Source organism: Comamonas sp. DB36 (assembly GCF_057914905.1).
Genome location: NZ_CP196631.1, coordinates 53,010 through 71,275, shown reverse-complemented (window position 1 = coordinate 71,275; position 18,266 = coordinate 53,010). Strand labels below are relative to the sequence as shown.

Sequence of the window (18,266 nt, the reverse complement as noted above, 5' to 3'; positions counted from 1 at the left end):
CGCTGACGAATCAGGCGCTGATACGCGCCTGGCGCGGGGCCGGTGCGGCCAGCGAAGGCTCGACCGGGGTTGCGACCTGGCCCTGGCGCGCGCCATAAGCCACGGCCGCACGCATCATGCCGTTGTTGTCGTCGGCGAGGCGGAACTGGCTGACCACCTGCGCCAGGCGCGCGGCCTGCTCGCGCAGCGATTGCGCCGCGGCCGCCGACTCCTCGACCAGCGCGGCGTTCTGCTGCGTCATGCGGTCGATGTCGCCCACGGCCTGGTTCACCTGGCCGATGCCCGACGATTGCTCGCCCGATGCAGCCGTGATCTCGCCGATGATGTCGCCCACGCGCTGCACGCTGCTGACGATTTCCTGCATGGCCTTGCCCGCGTCCTCGACCTGGCGCACGCCGCCGCCCACGGCCTGCTCGCTGCTCTGGATCAGGCCCTTGATCTCGCTTGCCGCCTGCGCCGAACGCTGTGCCAGATTGCGCACCTCACCGGCCACCACCGCAAAGCCGCGGCCCTGCTCGCCCGCGCGCGCGGCCTCGACGGCCGCGTTCAATGCCAGGATATTGGTCTGGAAAGCGATGGAGTCGATCAGGCCGATGATGTCGCCGATCTTGCGGCTCGATGCCGTGATCTCGTGCATGCTGACCACGGCCTGCTGCACGATCTGGCCGCCCTGCGTGGCCGTGCCCGAAGCCGAAGCCGAAAGCTGGTTGGCGAGCTGCGACGACGAAGCGGTCTGCTGCACGGTCGAAGTCAGCTGCGACAGCGAAGCGACGGTCTGCTGCAGGTTGCTCGCAGTCTGTTCGGTACGCGCAGACAGGTCTTCGTTGCCCGAGGCGATTTCCTGGCTGGCGGTGGCAATGCTGCCGCTCGCGTCGCGCACCTGGCGCACCATGGAGCCCAGGCCGTTTTGCATTTCCTCGAGCGCGCGCTGCAGGTCGGCGACTTCATCGCGGCCCACCACTTCGGTGCGCTGCGACAGATCGCCTTGGGCAATTGCCAGCGTGGTCTGGCGCACGCGCTCCAGCGGACGGCAGATCGACACCATGTTGAGCAGCGTCAGTGGAACGACCAGCAAAATGGCGATCAGCACCGCCAGCACGAACAGCCATTGGGTCTGCGTGGCCACGGCCTGCTCCTGGGCGACCAGCTCGTCGACCTGGGAGTTGAGCAGCTTCTCGAGTTCTATCATCTGCTTGTCGGCTTCGGCAAACTCGGCCATCGCATTCGCACCCATGCGATTGGCGATGGTCGCGGTGTCGTAGCCGCCGGCTTCGAGCTGGCGCGCCACATGCGCGAACTTCTGGCTGTAGCTGTCCAGGCGCGTGAGCACGTTCTTGACCAGCGCGTTGTCGGCGTCGTCGACACCCTCGAGGAAGCGTCCGCCAATGCTCTTCGCGGACTCCAGGCCCTTGGTCCATTCCGCGCGCGCCTTGGCCACCGCTTCGGGACGCTCGTACTGGATGATCATGTCCTTTTCCGCGAGGCGCACATCGGCCATGGACTTGCGCATGTCCACGAGATGGCGCAGCTTGGTATGCGACTGTTCGATGAATTGCTGGCTCATGTCATGGATGCGCAGCATCCCCCACATTCCGGCGCCTCCAAGAAGCGCCAGCAGCGTGAGCACCATAACTATCGCGCCAATCATCCGCACCCGGATGGTGAGCATCCGCATGAGCCTCAAAACATTCATGATCTATCGTCCTCTTCACTGACAAGCAAATTGCAGGAGAAACATTGTGCACCAGCACAAACAAAATGTTGCAGTTTGCCAGAGCTGGAAAAAAACGCTCGATAGATCAGCGGGTATATGTAGCCCTTTTTAACAGCAAGGCATTGCCCATCACCGTGACCGAACTCAGGGCCATGGCCGCGCCCGCGACCACGGGGCTCAGATAGCCCAGCGCCGCGAGCGGAATCCCGGCCACGTTGAACGCAAACGCCCAGAACAGGTTCTGCCGGATCTTCATCACCGTGCGATGCGAAATATCGAGCGCCTGCGCGACCAGGCGCGGGTCGCCGCGCATCAGCGTGATGCCTGCCGCATGCATTGCCACGTCGGTGCCGTTGCCCATGGCCATGCCCACATCTGCGGCAGCAAGCGCGGGCGCGTCGTTGACGCCGTCGCCGACCATCGCCACGATGTGGCCGCCTTCACCGTCGGCGCGCAGGCGCGCGATCTGCGCGGCCTTGTCGCCTGGCAGCACTTCGGCCAGCACCTCGCCCTTGTCAGGGTCCAGTCCCAGGCGCCGTGCCATCGCATTCGCCGCGCCCTGGTTGTCGCCCGAGACCATCACCGTGCGCAGGCCGCGCGCGCGCAGTTCGGCCAGGGCCTCGGCCGCGCCCGCCTTGGGTTCGTCGCCGAAGCCCAGCAGCGCACGCAGCTGCAGACCGTCCACGCCGCGTTCGGCCAGCGCCGAGACCGTGGCCCCGCCCTGCTGCCATTGCGCCGCAGCCTGCGCCCAGCGTGCCTCGTCCAGCCCCGGCACGCCCAGCTCGCGCATCCAGCGCAGGCTGCCGATCAGCAGCTCGGCGCCCTGGGCTCGGCCTTCGGTGCCGCGGCCGGGCACGGCGCGCACGGCTTCGGGCGCGTCCACGCGCAGATCGCGCTCCTTGGCGGCCTGCAGCACGGCGCGCGCCAGCGGGTGTTCGCTGCCGCTTTGCACGCTGGCCACCTGCGCCAGCACCGCGTTCTCGTCGGCTCCGGCAGCTACCAGGAACTGCGTCAGCTGCGGCCGGCCCTGGGTCAGCGTGCCGGTCTTGTCGAAAGCCACGGTATCGATGCGGTGGGCGAGCTCCAGCGTCTGCGCATCCTTGATCAGGATGCCCTGCTTTGCCGCCACGCCCGTGCCGGCCATGATGGCCGTGGGCGTCGCCAGGCCCAGCGCGCAGGGGCAGGCAATGACCAGCACCGCGACCGCGTGGATCAGCGCCTCCTCGACCGGCGCGCCGGCCAGCAGCCAGCCCACGAGCGTCGCCAGCGCGATGCCCAGCACCACGGGAACGAATACCGCTGCCACCTGGTCCACGAGCCGCTGAATGGGCGCCTTGCCGGCCTGGGCGTCCTCGACCAAGCGGATGATGCGCGCCAGCACGGTCTCGTTGCCCACGGCGCGCACCAGCACCACAATGCGCCCTTCGCCGTTGATCGAGCCGCCGGTCAGCGCATCGCCTGTTTCACGTGAAACAGGCAGCGGCTCGCCGGTCAGCATCGATTCGTCGACCTGCGTATGGCCTTCGTGCAGCACGCCATCGACGGGAATGCGTTCGCCCGGACGCACAACTATCCGGTCGCCGACCATGACTTCGGCCACCGGCACATCGACTTCGCCGTCGCGGCCCAGCAGGTGGGCGGTGTCGGGGCGCAGCGCATAGAGCGCGCGTATCGCTTCCGTGGTCTGGCGCTTGGCCCGGCCTTCGAGCCACTTGCCCAGCATCACCAGCGTGATCACCACCGCCGAGGCTTCGAAATACAGGTGGGGCGCGACGCCAGGCGCCGCAGTTATCCACAGCCACATCGACAGTCCCCAGCCGGCCGAGGTGCCCAGCGCGACCAGCAGGTCCATGTTGCCCGTGCCGGCCTTGAGCGCATGCCAGCCGGCCTTGTAGAAGCGCGCGCCCAGAATGAACTGCACCGGCGTCGCCAGCACGAACTGCAGCCAGGCCGGCAGCATCCAGTGCGAGCCCCAGAGCATGCCCACCATGGGCAGAACCAGTGGCAGCGACAGCGCGATGGCCAGTGCCACGGGGCCGAAACCGGCCCAGGCCGAGACATCCTGCGGCGGTCCTTCGGCCGACAGGGTGCGCGGCTCGTAGCCCGCGTCGCGCACCGCGCGGCGCAGCCGCGCCTGCACCTGTTCGGCGTCTTCGCCTGCGCTCTGGACCTGTACGCGCACGCTTTCGGTCGCCAGGTTGACCGAGGCTTGCGTGACACCAGGCACGCGCTGCAGCGCGCGTTCGACCCGGCCCACGCAGCTCGCGCAGGTCATGCCGCCGACGCCAAAGTCCACGCTGACCGCGGCGCTGTCGGCAGCGCCGGGCGTGGCGCCCGAAGAAGAAGCTGAGGAATTGTTCATGGAGCTAGGTTAATCCTTGACGCCATGTCAAGGTCAAGCCCCGATGTGGATTACCTTGTGGATAACTTGGGCGCTTGACCTTCTCACGGTGTTAAGGTTCATCATGCATCCATGGCCCATCCGGCGCCAGAAGTTATCCACAGGAGTGAAGCACCATGCAACATGTATTCGAAGTCCAGGGAATGACCTGCGGCCATTGCGAGAAATCCGTGACCCAGGCGCTGCAGCGCACCGACCCGCAAGCCAGCGTACGTATAGAGCGCGCGCAAAACCGTGTCGAAGTCGAGAGCCAGGCCGAGCGTGCCGCGCTGCAGGCGGCGATCCAGGAAGAAGGCTACAAGGTCGCCTGATCGCGCGGGGAAAGCGCGACACTCCCGCGCTTTCCCACACGCACTTCACAACTCTTCACCAAGCTTATCCACATGTCTTCCACACAGCAATGGCCGGTTGCCATCGGCGAAGCCGCGCGCCGCGCGGGTGTGTCGGCGCGCATGCTGCGCCATTACGAAAGCCTGGGCCTGCTGCCGCAGGTGGCGCGCAGCGACAGCGGCTACCGCCAGTACAGCGCGGCTGACGTGCATGTGCTGCGCTTCATACGCCGCAGCCGCGACCTGGGCTTCTCGATCGAGGAAATCACCACGCTGCTGGGCCTGTGGCAGGACCAGGAGCGCACCAGCGCCAGCGTCAAGCAGATCGCCCAGGCGCATATCGATAGTCTGTCCGAACGCATCGCCGCGATGCAGGCCATGCAGCGCAGCCTGCAGACGCTGGTGCAGTGCTGCCATGGAGATGACAGGCCCGACTGCCCCATCCTCGATGATCTGGCGGCAGCGGATGAGGTGTCTCCACGTGTGTCTTGAGCACAGGACGTTCATGGTTAGACGCGGCCGGCGAGGTTTCCGCTTGGCGCGAACCCATGTGTTCCGTTCGCCCTGAGCCTGTCGAAGGGTGAACGGCCTGCCCTCAAATCAGCGCCGCAACACCCCCCCCAGCAGCGTCCGCAGACAATGCTCCGCCACCTCCTGCGGTGAATACTCCCCGCCGGGCTGATACCAGCGCCCAATCCAGCTAAGCGCCCCGCCGATCACGAAAGCGGTCATCTTCGGATCGCAAGGCGCCAGGCTTCCCTCCTCCACGCCCAGCGCCACGAGCCGGCGGAATTCGTGGTCTATCTCCGCCTTGATGCGCCGCAGTTCGGCGCGGTTGGGCGCTGAAATCTGTTCTTCGCCCACGCGTATCAGGCACATGCCGAAGTCCTGCGTGACGATGCGCGCATAGACCTGCATGCAGGCCGTGAGCTGGTCGAGCGCCGTGCCGCCCGCGCTGCGCGAGGCCTCGATGCCGCCGAGCATCAGCTGCAGCCCCTGGCGCACGCAGCCCAGCAGGATCTCCTCCTTGTTCTTCACGTAGTAGTACAGCGTGGGCTTGCTCACGCCCAGCCGCGCGGCGATGTCGTCGAGCGAGGTCGCATGAAAGCCGCGCTCGTTGAACAGCTGCGCGGCCGCCGACAGCACGGCCTGGCGCTTGGCCTCGCGCTGCTGCGCGCTGTGCTGCGTCGCGGGCCAGAGCGGTTCCTCTTCTGTGGTGTCTGCGGAGTGCAAGAAAGGGTTCATCAGTGTTTCCATGGGTGGCGGGAAAGTCCCAATGCCGGGACCCGAGGTCGCCAACCAGAATCCTACTCGTGAGTAAGAAGTCTACTCATGAGTAGCCCCCCTCCGGTTCGCACAAACCCGCAGAAGAAGGCCGATGGAGAAACATACCCCAGGCAGCCCCGCTGCCCCCCTGCTTCAGGTCGACGGCATCACGCTCGCGTTCGGCGGCGTCAAGGCGCTCAACGGCGTGGGCTTTGCCGTGCAGCCCGGCTCCATCACCGCGGTGATAGGCCCCAACGGCGCGGGCAAGACCTCGCTGTTCAACACCATCTCGGGCTTCTACCGCCCGGCCCAGGGCCGCATCCTGTTCGAAGGCCAGGACATCAGCCAGGTGCATGCGCCGCAGCGCGCCAGGCTGGGCCTGGGCCGCAGCTTCCAGAACATCGCGCTGTTCCGCGGCATGACCGTGCTCGACAACATCAAGCTCGGCCGCCACGCGCATCTCAAGACCAATGTGCTCGACGCGCTGTTCTACCTGGGCCGCGCGCGCCGCGAGGAAGCCGCGCTGCGCGCCGACATTGAGGAGCGCATCATCGATTTTCTCGAGATCGACCATATCCGCCACGCGCCGGTCTCGGCCCTGCCCTACGGCCTGCAAAAGCGCGTCGAGATGGCGCGCGCCCTGGCCATGCAGCCCAAGGTGCTGATGCTCGACGAGCCCGTCGCCGGCATGAACCGCGAGGAGACCGAAGACATGGCGCGCTTCATTCTCGACGTGCGCGCCGAATGGGGCGTGACCGTGCTCATGGTCGAGCACGACATGGGCATGGTGATGGACCTGTCCGACCATGTGGTGGTGCTCAACTTCGGCCAGGTGATTGCCCAGGGCACGCCGGCCCAGGTCCAGGCCGACCCCGAAGTGATTCGCGCCTACCTGGGCTCGGGCGATGTCGGCGACCTGCGCCAGCGGCTGCATGCGGGGCTCAAGCACACGGCCGCCAGCGTCGCAACAAACGCCGCCGCAACCGACGGCGTGGGAGTCGCATGATGGACTGGGCCTACCTGTTTGAAATCAGCCTTACCGGCCTGGCCGGCGGCGGCCTCTATGCGCTGGCCGCTCTGGCCTTCGTCATGGTCTACAAGGCGACGCGCGTGGTCAACATCGCTATAGGCGAAATCCTGATGGTCGGTGCCTACCTGTTCTTCACCTTCTCGGCGAGTTTCGCGCTGCCGCTGTGGCTGGCGATTCCCGCGGCCGTGCTGTGCTGCGGGCTGCTGGGCGCGGTGATCGAACGCACCATCATCCGGCCGCTGCTGGGCGAGCCGCCGATCTCGGTATTCATGGTCACCGTGGGACTGGCCTCGGTACTGGTGGGCCTGGTGGAGATGATCTGGACCGCCGACCAGCGCCGCCTGCCCGACTTCATGCCCACCCAGCCGATCATGATCGGCGAGGCGTTTCTCGCGCCCAAGATCTTCTGGGGCGCGGTGATTGCCGTGGTGTTCATTGCCGTGGTGCTGCTGGTGTTCCGCTTCTGGCGCGGCGGCGTGGCGCTGCGCGCCACCGCCTCGGACCAGGCCGCGGCCTACTCCATGGGCATCAACGTGCCGCGCGTGTTCTCGCTGGCCTGGGTGGTCTCGGCCATGATTGCCGCGGTCTCGGGAATCATCGTCGGCTCGATAGGCGGCATCTCCTCATCGATGGGCGTGTTCGGGCTGTCGGTGCTGGTGGTGGTGATCGTCGGCGGCCTCGACAGCGTGTTGGGCGCGCTGATAGGCGGGCTGTTCATCGGCCTGATCGAAGCGCTGGCCGGGGCCTTCCTCGGCGGCGAATACAAGCTGCTGAGCACCTTCATCATGCTGGTGATCGTGCTCATGATCCGCCCCTACGGCCTGTTCGGCACACGCGAAATCGAGAGGTTGTAGTCCCATGAGAATCGGCACGCTCAAGCAAAGCTACGTCGCGGATGCGGCACTGTTCGACTCGCGCACGCAGAAGGTCTGGCTGGCCGTGGCGGCCACGCTGCTGTGCATCTTTCCGTTCATGGCCAGCGACTACTGGCTGTACCTGGCCTGCCTGGTGAGCATCAACGTCGCCAGCGCCACCGGGCTCAACATCCTGACCGGTTACACGGGACTGGTGAGCCTGGGGCAGGCGGCGTTCATGGGTCTGGGGGCGTACACCGTCGCCATCCTCGAGACGCGGCTGGGAACGCCCTTCCTGCTCAACCTGCTGGCCGGCGGCATCGTCGCCATGCTGGGCGGCATCGTGGTCGGCATTCCATCGCTGCGCGTCAAGGGTCTGTACCTGGCAATCGCCACGATTGCCGCCTCGTTCATCGCCCACTTCCTGTTTGCCAACCTCGCGCTTACGGGCGGCACCACGGGCATCTCGATGCCGCCGGCGAAGTTCTTCGGCCTGCCACTGGAGACCTCGTTCCGGCTCTACTGGGTGATCGTTCCGGTCACGCTGCTGATGCTGCTGGGCGCGGCCAACCTGTTTCGCACGCGCATCGGCCGGGCCTTCATCGCCATCCGCGACCGCGACATCTCGGCCGAAGTGCTGGGCATTCCGCTGCTGCGCTACAAGCTGCTGTCGTTCGGTCTTTCGTCGTTCTACGCGGGCGTGGCCGGCGGGCTCTGGGCCTACTTCTTTCGCGTGGTCACGCCCGAGAGCTTTCCGCTGCTGATGTCGATCTTCTTCCTGGCCGCGATCATCGTCGGCGGCATGGGCTCCATCCTGGGCGCCATCCTCGGCGCGGTCTTCATGACCATGGTGCCCGAGCTGCTCAAGCTGGTGGTCGATCTGCTGCCCGGCGGCAGCGAGCTCACGGTGTTCCTGTCGCCGGTGCGCACCATCATCTTCGGTCTGCTGATCATTGGTTTTCTGGTGTTCGAGCCGCTGGGGCTCGCAGAAGTGTGGCGGCGCATTCGCCGCTTTTTCCACCTGTGGCCTTTCCGCAATTGAGCGGCAGCGCCCTGTCATCGACGAGGAACAAAGCATGCAACAGAACCTGACTTCCCAGCGCCGCCGCTCGCTGCTGCTGGCCGCCGGCGCCAGCCTCGCCGCGCCGCTGGCCGCGCAGGCCCAGACCGGCGGCGAAGACATCGTCATCGGCGGCTCGATTCCCATGACCGGCGTGTTTGCCTTCGCCGGCGTGGGCATCAACCTGGGCATTGGCGACTACGTGAAGATGGTCAACGACGCCGGCGGCATCAAGGGCCGCAAGCTGCGCTACGTGCCCGAGGACACGGGCTACAAGGTGGACGTCTCGGTCGCGGCCTACAAGAAGCTCACCAGCCAGAACAAGATCAATCTCTATTACGGCGACTCGACGGGCTTCTCCAAGACCATCAATCCCGAGCTGGACCGCAACGGCGGCATCCTGATGGCCGGCGCCTCGTTTGCCACCGAGCTCAACGACCCCAAGAAATACCCCAACCAGTTCCTGGTCGGCCCCGACTACACCGAGATGTTCGGCATCCTGCTCAAGCACATTGCCAAGGAGAAGCCCGGCGCCAAGGTGGCCTTCGTCTACTCCGACTCCGAGTTCGGCCGCGACCCCATCGAGGCCAGCGAAGCCCTGGCCAAGAAGCTGGGCCTCACGGTGCCCGTCAAGCTGATGACGCCGGCCGGCAGCGTCGACGTGTCGACCGAAGTCATCAAGCTGCGCCGCGCCGCGCCCGACTACACCATCTTCCACGGCTACATCCTCGCGCCCATTCCCGAGTTCATCACCCAGGGCAAGCAGATGGGCATGACCAGCAAGTGGATGGGAACGTTCTGGACCATGGACAGCTCCACCGTGATGAAGATGGGCCCGGCCGGCGACGGCTTCATGGGCGTCATGCCCTACCGCTACTACTACGACACATCGGCGCCCGCACCCACCCTCGACAAGATCCGCAAGCTGCGCCCCGAGTACCAGAGCACGGCCTACATGCAGGGCTATCTGGCGGCCATGCTGTTCGTCGAATCCGCCAAGCGCTGCCTCGACGCCGGCAAGCCGCTCAACGGCCCCAACCTCAAGGCCGCGCTCAACAGCCTCAAGGACTTCGACACCGGTGGCCTGATCGGCGTGCCCATCACCATCCGCGGCAACTCCATTCCCGTGGGCCGGGTCTACCGCGCCGACATGGCGGCACAGAAGATGGTGCCGGCCTCGGACTGGATCGCGCTCTGACGCAATGGAAAACAGCATGACCCGACCGGCCCCCGACCTGGTCCTCGAAGTCAACAACATCGAGGTCATCTACAACAAGGTGGTGCAGGCGCTGCGCGGCCTGTCGCTGATCGTGCCGCGCGGCGAGATCGTGGCGCTGCTGGGCAGCAACGGCGCTGGCAAGTCGACCACGCTCAAGGCCATTTCCGGCCTGCTGGCGCTGGAGAACGGCGCGCTGGCCAGCGGCAGCATCGCCTTCAACGGCCAGCCGCTGGCCCAGCTCGCGCCGCAGCAGCTGGTGCGCCGCGGGCTGTCGCACGTGATGGAAGGCCGGCGCGTGTTCGAAGACCTGACGGTGGAGGAGAACCTGGTCGCGGCCAGCTATGCGCTCACAGGACGGCCCGACGCCAGACCCGACTATGACCTGGTCTACAGCTACTTTCCGCGCCTGCACGAGCGCCGCAAGGGCCTTGCCGGCTATCTGTCGGGCGGCGAGCAGCAGATGCTGGCAATTGGCCGCGCGCTGATCGCCGAGCCCACGCTGATCCTGCTCGACGAACCCTCGCTGGGCCTGTCGCCCAAGCTGGTCGAGGACATCTTCGGCATCATCGCGCGCATCAACGCCGAGCGCGGCACGTCGATGCTGCTGGTCGAGCAGAACGCCACCGTGGCCCTGGCCGTCGCCCACCGCGGCTACATCATGGAAAACGGCAAGATCGTGATCGACGGCCCGGCCGAACTGCTGGCCGGCGACGCCGACGTGCGCGAGTTCTATCTCGGCATGGGCGGCGCGGGCGAAGCCAAAGGCTTCAAGGACATCAAGCACTACAAGCGCCGCAAGCGCTGGCTTTCCTAGGAATTGTTCCACATGAAACATTCCACCTCCCTGCCCGACCGCACCCTGCCCCAGCAGCTGCGCGAACTCGCGCGCAGCCAGCCCGATCGCGTTGCCATCCGGCAAAAGGATTTCGGCATCTGGAAGCCCGTGACCTGGGCCAGCTACTACCAGCGCGCCGGCCATTTCGGCCTGGGGCTGCACGCGCTGGGCCTGCGCGCCGGCGGCCATATGGGCGTGATTTCCGAAAACCGGCTCGAGTGGGTGCTGGCGCAGATGGGCTGCGGCCTGGTCGCGGGCGTCACCGTGGGCGTCTACCCCACAAGCCCAACCAACGAAGTCGCCTACGTGGTCGCGCATGCCGACATCTCCATCATGGTCTGCGAAGACCAGGAGCAGGTCGACAAGCTGCTGGCCGCGCGCGCCAGCCTGCCGCGGCTCACGCATATCGTGGTCATGGAGACCAAGGGCCTGCGCAGCTACACGCCCGATGAGCGCCAACTGATCGCGACCTTTGCCGAAGTCGAGGCCCTGGGCCGCGCGGCCTGGAACGCGGGCCAGCACGCCCTGATTGACGAAGCGCTGGCGCAGCAGGCATTCGACGACATCGCGCTGATGATCTACACCTCGGGCTCGACCGGCAAGCCCAAGGGCGCGATGATTTCGTGGCGCAATATCCGCGGCGTCGCGCCGGGCATCATCGAGAGGCTGCAGCTGAGCTCCGAGACGCGCCATCTGTCCTATCTGCCGCTGTGCCATGTGGCCGAGCAGATGCTGACCACCTTCGTGCCCATCTATCTGGGCGCGCAGGTGCACTTCGGCGAGTCGATACGCACCGTGCAGGAAGACCTGCGCGAAGTCGCCCCGAACATGTTCCTGGGCGTGCCGCGCATCTGGGAAAAGATGCACGCCAGCCTGAGCATCAAGCGGCTGGAGACCGGGCGCTGGCAGCGCCAGCTGATGGACCGCGCGATCGCCGCCTGCACGCCGCTGGCCGACAAGCCGCGCGCGCAATGGAGCGTAGTCGACAAGCTCACCTACGGCCTCTGGTACTGGCTGGTGCTACGCGCGCTGCAGAACTTCCTGGGACTGCGCTGCGTGCAGGTTGCGCTGACCGGCGCGGCGCCGATTCCCGCCGAGGTCGTGCGCTATTTCCGTGTGCTGGGCATTCCGCTGGTCGAGGTCTACGGCCTGACCGAGTCGACGGGCATGGTGCTGGGACACCGCCTCGACCAGGTCATTCCCGGCACCGTGGGCGAAGCGATTGAAGGCGTGGAATGGCGGCTGGCCGACAGCGGCGAGCTGCAGATCCGCGGCGACATGGTGTTCGCGGGCTACTACAACAACCCCGAGGCCACGGCCGCAACGCTGCAGGACGGCTGGCTGCATACCGGCGACGTGGTGCGCGAGGAACAGGGGCAGCTCAAAATCGTCGATCGCCTGAAAGACATCATGATCACCGCGGGCGGCAAGAACCTCACGCCGTCCGAGATCGAGAACACGATGAAGGCCAGCCCCTACATCAAGGAATGCGTGATCGTTGCCGAAGGTCGCAAGTTCGTTGCCGCGCTGGTGATGCTGGACGCCGAGACCGTGGGCCAGTGGGCGCAGTCGCGGCGCATTCCGTTCACCCACTTCCGCTCGCTGGCCGAGCACCCCGAAGTGCTGGCGCTGATCGACGGCGAAATCGCCGCGGGCAACGCGCGCCTGGCCCAGGTCTCGCAGATCCGAAAATTCCATCTGCTGACCAAGGAACTGGACCATGACGACGGCGAAGTCACGGCAACGATGAAGGTGCGCCGCGCAAGCATCTACAAGGCCTATGGCAGCGAAATCGAGGCGCTTTACCAATGAACTCTCCCTCCCCTCCCGACGAGCCGTTGCGCATCGAGCGCGACGGCGCCATCGTCACGCTGGTCTTCAACCGACCCCAGGCGCTCAATGCGATCAACGTCGCCATGGCCCAGGCCCTGCTCGCCGCGCTGCAGGACATCGCGCGCGACGCCAGCGTGCGCGCGCTGGTGCTGCGTGGTGCAGGCCGGGCCTTCATGGCCGGCGGCGACCTGCTGACGCTGCAGCGCGACCCGCTGGCCGGCGTCGATGCGCTGCTCGAGCCGCTGAACCAGGCGCTGCTGCTGCTCGCCAATTTGAACGCCCCGGTGATCGCCCAGGTCCAGGGCGCGGCAGCGGGCGCGGGCCTGAGCCTGATGCTGCAGGCCGACTTCGTGCTGGCCGCCGAAGGCGCGCAGTTCAACCTGGCCTATATCAACCTGGGCGCAAGCTGCGATGTGGGCGCGTCCTGGGCGCTGCCGCGCTGGGTAGGTTTGCGCCGCGCGCTCGAGATATCGATGCTGGGCGACGCGCTCGATGCACCTCAGGCGCTGCAGATGGGGTTGATCAACCGTGTCTTGCCGGCCGCAGAATTGCCGGGCGAAGTCCAGCGCCTGGCCCAGCGCCTGGCCCGGGGCCCGACCCAGGCGCTGGGCCATATGCGCCGGCTCATGCGTGCCTCGCTGGAGACAGACCTCCAGACCCAGCTTCACGCAGAATGGCAGGCGTTTCGGGCATGCGCGCAGACAGACGATCTGCGTGCCGGCATTGATGCATTCTTTCAAAAGCAGCCGGCGCGCTTCACGGGCCGTTGACTGCAAAGTTATCCACAGGATCAGGCCATGACCACTCGCGAAATTTTCGTCGTCAGCAGCGCACGCACCGCCATAGGCACCTTTGGCGGCAGCCTGAAAGACGTCCCCAACACCCAGCTCGCCACCACGGCCGTCAAGGCCGCGATCGCGCGCTCGGGCCTGGACCCCGAGGCCATTGGCCATGTGGTCATGGGCAATGTGATTCCCACCGATACCAAGGACGCCTATCTGAGCCGCGTCGCGGCCATCGACGCCGGCTGCCCTATTGAAACGCCCGCGTTCAACGTCAACCGGCTGTGCGGCTCGGGCCTGCAGGCCATCGTTTCGGCGGCCCAGGCGATCGCTCTGGGCGACTGCGACATCGCCGTCGGCGGCGGCTCGGAATCGATGAGCCGCGGCCCCTACTTCGACACCGCCGCGCGCTGGGGCGCGCGCATGGGCGACGCCAAGAGCATCGACTACATGCTGGGCATACTGCACGACCCCTGGCAAAAAATGCACATGGGCATCACCGCCGAAAACGTCGCTGCGCGCTACAAGATCTCGCGCGAGCAGCAGGACCAGCTCGCGCTGCAAAGCCAGCAGCGCGCGGCCACGGCCATCGAAGCCGGCTACTTCAAGCAGCAGATCGTTCCCGTGGAAATCGCCACGCGCAAGGGCACGGTGCTGTTCGACACCGATGAGCATGTGCGCGCCGCAACCACGCTCGAGGTACTGGCAGGCATGAAGCCCGCGTTCCAGAAGGATGGCGGCAGCGTCACCGCCGGCAATGCCTCCGGCCTCAACGACGGCGCGGCCGCCGTGGTGCTGGTCGCGGGCGATCGCCTCGCCGGCCTCAACGCCAAGCCCCTGGCCCGCCTCGTGGGCTATGCGCATGCGGGCGTGGATCCCGCCTATATGGGAATCGGCCCGGTGCCCGCAACGCAGAAGGTGCTGGCGCGCACCGGCCTGAAGATCAGCGACATGGACGTGATCGAAGCCAACGAAGCGTTTGCCGCCCAGGCTTGCGCCGTAATCCAGGAGCTGGGCCTGGACCCGGCCAAGGTCAACCCCAACGGCTCGGGCATCTCGCTGGGCCACCCGGTGGGCGCGACCGGCGCCATCATCACCACCAAGGCGATTGCCGAGCTGCAGCGCACGGGCGGACGCTATGCGCTGGTGACCATGTGCATTGGCGGCGGCCAGGGCATTGCGGCGATCTTCGAAAGAGTGTGACGCGCGCGCTTTCCACATAAAAAAAGAGCCGCATCAAGCGGCTCTTTCTCATGGTGCAGGAACGCCTCAGAACGGCGCCGATTCCGGATCCGAATCCTCGGGCGCTTCCTTGGGGCCGGTCACGGCCATGGCCTTGCCCTTGGCCGCGGCCAGGCGCACGCCCAGCACTTCGGCCGGTGCCCCCTGCTGCAGCGCGGCCGGCAGGCCCTCGCCGAGCGCCGTGCGGCCTTCGCCGCCCAGGGCCTCGATCAGATCGGGCAGCAGCTTGCTGAGCTCGCCCGTGGCAATTGCCACGTCGGCGTCAAAGCCGCCGTCGTCCTTGGACTGACCGTCGAACACGGTTTCCAGGAAGGTGATCTTCTTGACCTGCAGGCCTTCGGTCAGCACCAGGGAAACGCGGTCGTCCCAGGTCAGCGCGAGCTTGGTGGGCAGCTTGCCGGCCTCTATGTGCGCCTTGACTTCATCGATGTCCAGCGGGTGGCGCGCATAGCGCACCACCGACTTGGCCTCGTCGGCGCTCTTGAGCTCGCACTCCTGGTCTATGGTGAAGCCCACGGGCGGCTCCTGGCTGGACAGCCAATGCGCCATGGCGGCCTGGGCCGCGGTCTGCGTGTCGAGCAAGGCGACGGCAAAGCCAGGCAGTCCATCGACCAGCAGCGTCACGACTTCGTCGGCGCGTGTCTGGCTGCCGGTGTCGAGCACCAGAAAGCGCGCGTCGGGGTCTATCCAGATCCACATGCCGCCCTGCTTGGTGAAAGCCATGGGCAACAGGTCGAGCTTGGCTTCGTCCTTGAGCTCCTGCTTTTCCTTCTTGCCGGGCTTGCGGCCCGAATTGCGCTCGATCGCATCGGCCTTTTCCTGCACCTTGCGGTTGAGCACGCTGGCCGGCAGCATCTTGCTTTCGCTCATGAAGCGCAGGATCCACTGCCCGCCGACCGACTCGGCAAACAGGCCTTCGCCTTCGCCGCGCGGCTGCACCCAGCCGGCAGAGCGCTCCTGCGTGGCGCCGCACTCGGTGAACGGCGTGCGCGCCAGCGCTTCCTCCACCTGCTCCAAAGTACCCTGCCATTGCTCGGCAATGCGGTACACGATCATGTTCTTGAACATCCACTACCTTCGTTCATTCGGCAAAGGGGTTTGTCGCCGGCGCGCGCCGACACTCCCCGCACCCGGTGATGACCATCATCACCCTGATTGATTTGAAATCTACAAGCCTCGGCGCAAACCATACAAGGCTTCGGCGGCCGCGTGCCTGTAAAAAAGCGTTTCACGGCGACGCCGCAACTTGGCACTACTTTACACAGCATCACGCAGCCCACATGCGAGCGTTACATGCGCATCGCAAACTGACATCCAGCGCTGCAGTTTCCCCGCCACAGCGTGTTCTTCCATCCCAAGAAAGGATCAGCTCCATGGCTATTTTCCAACGTACCCTGACTGCCACCGCCGCCGCTGCCACCGTCTTTGCCGCGCTGGCCATGCCGACATGGGCCCAGACACCGGCCGCAGCTCCCGCAGCAGCCACAAGCATCGCCGCCGAACCCGCAGCCCGTGGTCCAGGCCACCACCCGCGTGACCCTGCGGCGCATGAAAAGCGCATGGCCGAAAAGGCCCAGAAATTCCAGACGGCGCTGCAACTCACGCCCGCCCAGCAAGCCGGCTGGAACACCTACCGCGAAGCGGTCAAGCCCCAGCCCCATGGCAAGCGCATGGACCGCGAGAGCTTCGCCAAATTGACCACGCCGCAACGCATAGACCACATGCAGCAGCAGCGCGCCGAACGCAATGCCCAGGCAGACCGTCGTGCGCAAGCGACCAAGACCTTCTATGCAACGCTGAGCCCCACGCAGCAGAAAACCTTTGACGCCGAGAGTCTGCGCTTTGGCCCGCATCACGGCAAGCGCCATGGCCCCCATGGCGAACATCGCCACGCACCTGCGGCCGCAGCGCCTGCCAAGTAACTCATGCCCAGGCCCTCGCGGCTTGCCACCCCCCAAAGCAGGCCTTGTGCCTGCTTTTTTCATGGCGAATCGATGGTCAGCGTTGCGCCGGCTGCGCAAGCCCCTACAGCGCTTGAGGGGGGAAAAGCATCACGCGACATTTGCTGTCAAAAACATGGTTTCATCCTCCATACACTTGTTTAAAAGCGTAATTTATTCAGTCCATTGGAGTTGTTAACAATGCCGTTGAAACCATCTCGCCTCGCCTCCTCATGGACCGCTGGCATGGCCTTACTGTTAGCCAGTTGGGGCGCGCAGTCCCAACCCGTTTTCAATGACCACTCTCCCACCTGGTATGCGCAGGGCGCCGTGGGGGCCAGCGATGCCTATGCAGCCAGCGTAGGTGTGACCTTGCCCTGGAAGCAATGGACCTACGGTCTGGGCTCTGGCCAGGTCACCGGTCACTGGGATCTGTTTGCGAGCCACTGGTCCAGCCATACGCTCAGAGATGAACGCCAGCGCTCCTATGTCATTGGCGTGATACCCACGCTGCGCTGGCGTGGCGATCAAGGCCGGTCGCCCTGGTTCGCTCAGGCCGGCACCGGTCTCGCATGGTCCAGCGCCTACTACCAATCGCACGACAAGCTTTTCAGCACGCGCTACAACTTCGCCACACACCTCGCCGTAGGCACCAATTTCGGCGCGCGGCGCGAACACGAGGTCATGTTGCGCCTTGAACATTTTTCGAATGCCGGCATCAAGCGCCCCAACCCGGGCGAAAACTTCCTGCAACTGCGCTACGCCCACCGGTTCTGAAACTGATCAGTTATCCACAGAGTCGCCCGGAAAAGCTGCAAACTCTGCCCCCGAACCGCCCGCCAGGGCGGTTTTTTTATGCCTCGCATGCCTGTGGATAAACCTGAGGAGAAAATTGGGAAATCTATACAGTTATCCACAAGCATACTGATCATTTGAAAGTTGTACCCAATCGGCATGCAGCAGCGACAGCCCTCTGGACACATGCTTTCAAGCATTGCAACCTATTGATTTCAATGGATAAATCCAAGTTATCCACAAAAAATGGGCGCCTCTACTACTACGACTATCTATAAATAGAAATATTAGGAATAACAACAGCGCACAATTTTTGGGCAGCTTTTCAGAAGTTGCCTCAATGCGGTTGGCGTGCCTTTTCGATCCAAGGCTCGACAAAAAATAAACACAGCAGCAAAACAACTGTGGAAAGTAACCATAAAAAAAGTTATCCACTCCTAAATTAATAGCTAACTATCCAATAAATGCTAGGCAAATATCACTAAATCTGTGGAAAAAACAACAGCCGCAGACTCTGTGGATATCTAAATATCAACCTCTTTGTTATCCACAGGAAATTCAGATTTATGAAAGTTATCCACTTTTGCCGTACATCGAGAACAGGGCTTCACGCACAGCCTTTTGGAAAACATAAGATGTTGATTTTTATAAGGAAATTTAAGTTATCCACAGAAACAGCGCGGATCTACTACTACGACTAATTTCTTATAGTGAAATAAATGAACAACTAGGAGAGTTCCTGGGACAAGCCGTCGAAACACCGCATCCAGGCAAATCCGTCTTGCATCGCAGACGGAAAAAGCGCAAAGTTCAAACCTCCATGAACCGGACAAGCATGAAAAACGCCGGGTTTTCTGGAAAAAATGACCAATTTGGGGACAACTACCTCTGAAATTACTCAAAACGAAGAGTTGTCCACAGCTTGTTATCAACATCGGTGGAAAAATGCGCGGCGCCATGGCCAGG

At 64.6% G+C, this 18,266-nt stretch carries 16 protein-coding genes; 12 read left to right on the top strand and 4 right to left on the bottom strand.

All coding sequences use genetic code 11. The features are described from left to right. Nucleotides 1-10: 10 nt before the first annotated feature. Nucleotides 11-1,693 carry a methyl-accepting chemotaxis protein gene (locus ACSVDO_RS00315; protein ID WP_332537766.1) on the bottom strand — a complete coding sequence of 561 codons (1,683 nt, stop codon included), beginning with the start codon at nucleotides 1,691-1,693 and terminating at the stop codon, nucleotides 11-13. Nucleotides 1,694-1,799: 106 nt separating this feature from the next. Continuing rightward, nucleotides 1,800-4,076: a heavy metal translocating P-type ATPase gene (locus ACSVDO_RS00310; RefSeq protein ID WP_332537767.1), complete on the bottom strand. Its 2,277-nt coding sequence runs from the start codon at nucleotides 4,074-4,076 to the stop codon at nucleotides 1,800-1,802. Nucleotides 4,077-4,231: 155 nt separating this feature from the next. Between ACSVDO_RS00310 and ACSVDO_RS00305 the strand changes: the two genes are divergently transcribed. Continuing rightward, entirely contained in the window at nucleotides 4,232-4,426 is a 195-nt protein-coding gene (locus ACSVDO_RS00305) for a heavy-metal-associated domain-containing protein (RefSeq protein WP_332537768.1), read from the top strand. Between the two features lie 72 nt (nucleotides 4,427-4,498). Then, entirely contained in the window at nucleotides 4,499-4,936 is a 438-nt protein-coding gene (cueR, locus tag ACSVDO_RS00300; protein WP_332537769.1) for a Cu(I)-responsive transcriptional regulator, read from the top strand. A gap of 108 nt (nucleotides 4,937-5,044) precedes the next feature. On the opposite strand, the gene ACSVDO_RS00295 is transcribed toward cueR, so the two are convergent. Further along, nucleotides 5,045-5,689, bottom strand: coding sequence for a TetR/AcrR family transcriptional regulator (locus ACSVDO_RS00295; RefSeq protein WP_332537770.1), 645 nt, complete (start codon nucleotides 5,687-5,689; stop codon nucleotides 5,045-5,047). A gap of 133 nt (nucleotides 5,690-5,822) precedes the next feature. Between ACSVDO_RS00295 and ACSVDO_RS00290 the strand changes: the two genes are divergently transcribed. The 8 genes from ACSVDO_RS00290 to ACSVDO_RS00255 are packed head-to-tail and all read left to right on the top strand — an operon-like array spanning nucleotide 5,823 to nucleotide 14,526. Next, complete coding sequence (locus ACSVDO_RS00290) at nucleotides 5,823-6,716, top strand: ABC transporter ATP-binding protein (RefSeq protein WP_489594518.1); 894 nt, start codon at nucleotides 5,823-5,825, stop codon at nucleotides 6,714-6,716. Beyond that, on the top strand, nucleotides 6,713-7,594 hold the full coding sequence (locus ACSVDO_RS00285) for a branched-chain amino acid ABC transporter permease (protein WP_332537778.1): 882 nt from the start codon (nucleotides 6,713-6,715) through the stop codon (nucleotides 7,592-7,594). Before ACSVDO_RS00290 ends, ACSVDO_RS00285 begins: the two co-directional genes overlap by 4 nt. Before the next feature lie 4 nt (nucleotides 7,595-7,598). After that, nucleotides 7,599-8,636: a branched-chain amino acid ABC transporter permease gene (locus ACSVDO_RS00280; RefSeq protein ID WP_332537772.1), complete on the top strand. Its 1,038-nt coding sequence runs from the start codon at nucleotides 7,599-7,601 to the stop codon at nucleotides 8,634-8,636. Nucleotides 8,637-8,670: 34 nt separating this feature from the next. Further along, nucleotides 8,671-9,852, top strand: a complete 1,182-nt coding sequence (locus ACSVDO_RS00275) for an ABC transporter substrate-binding protein (RefSeq protein ID WP_489594515.1) — start codon at nucleotides 8,671-8,673, stop codon at nucleotides 9,850-9,852. Nucleotides 9,853-9,868: 16 nt separating this feature from the next. Next, complete coding sequence (locus tag ACSVDO_RS00270) at nucleotides 9,869-10,687, top strand: ABC transporter ATP-binding protein (RefSeq protein WP_489594513.1); 819 nt, start codon at nucleotides 9,869-9,871, stop codon at nucleotides 10,685-10,687. Between the two features lie 12 nt (nucleotides 10,688-10,699). Next, nucleotides 10,700-12,520: an AMP-dependent synthetase/ligase gene (locus tag ACSVDO_RS00265; protein ID WP_489594511.1), complete on the top strand. Its 1,821-nt coding sequence runs from the start codon at nucleotides 10,700-10,702 to the stop codon at nucleotides 12,518-12,520. Continuing rightward, complete coding sequence (locus ACSVDO_RS00260; protein WP_489594509.1) at nucleotides 12,517-13,311, top strand: enoyl-CoA hydratase/isomerase family protein; 795 nt, start codon at nucleotides 12,517-12,519, stop codon at nucleotides 13,309-13,311. Before ACSVDO_RS00265 ends, ACSVDO_RS00260 begins: the two co-directional genes overlap by 4 nt. 27 nt (nucleotides 13,312-13,338) lie before the next feature. After that, the gene (locus ACSVDO_RS00255) at nucleotides 13,339-14,526 is read left to right on the top strand and encodes an acetyl-CoA C-acyltransferase family protein (RefSeq protein ID WP_489594508.1); all 1,188 of its coding nucleotides are present in this window, start codon (nucleotides 13,339-13,341) and stop codon (nucleotides 14,524-14,526) included. Nucleotides 14,527-14,592: 66 nt separating this feature from the next. Here the strand turns inward: ACSVDO_RS00255 and ACSVDO_RS00250 are convergent, their stop codons facing one another. Then, nucleotides 14,593-15,633: a recombination-associated protein RdgC gene (locus ACSVDO_RS00250; protein ID WP_489594506.1), complete on the bottom strand. Its 1,041-nt coding sequence runs from the start codon at nucleotides 15,631-15,633 to the stop codon at nucleotides 14,593-14,595. A 305-nt stretch (nucleotides 15,634-15,938) separates the two neighbouring features. Between ACSVDO_RS00250 and ACSVDO_RS00245 the strand changes: the two genes are divergently transcribed. Both ACSVDO_RS00245 and ACSVDO_RS00240 read left to right on the top strand, forming a co-directional pair. Next, on the top strand, nucleotides 15,939-16,487 hold the full coding sequence (locus tag ACSVDO_RS00245) for a Spy/CpxP family protein refolding chaperone (protein WP_489594505.1): 549 nt from the start codon (nucleotides 15,939-15,941) through the stop codon (nucleotides 16,485-16,487). 264 nt (nucleotides 16,488-16,751) lie between these two features. Beyond that, complete coding sequence (locus tag ACSVDO_RS00240) at nucleotides 16,752-17,282, top strand: acyloxyacyl hydrolase (protein WP_489594504.1); 531 nt, start codon at nucleotides 16,752-16,754, stop codon at nucleotides 17,280-17,282. Nucleotides 17,283-18,266 lie beyond the last annotated feature (984 nt).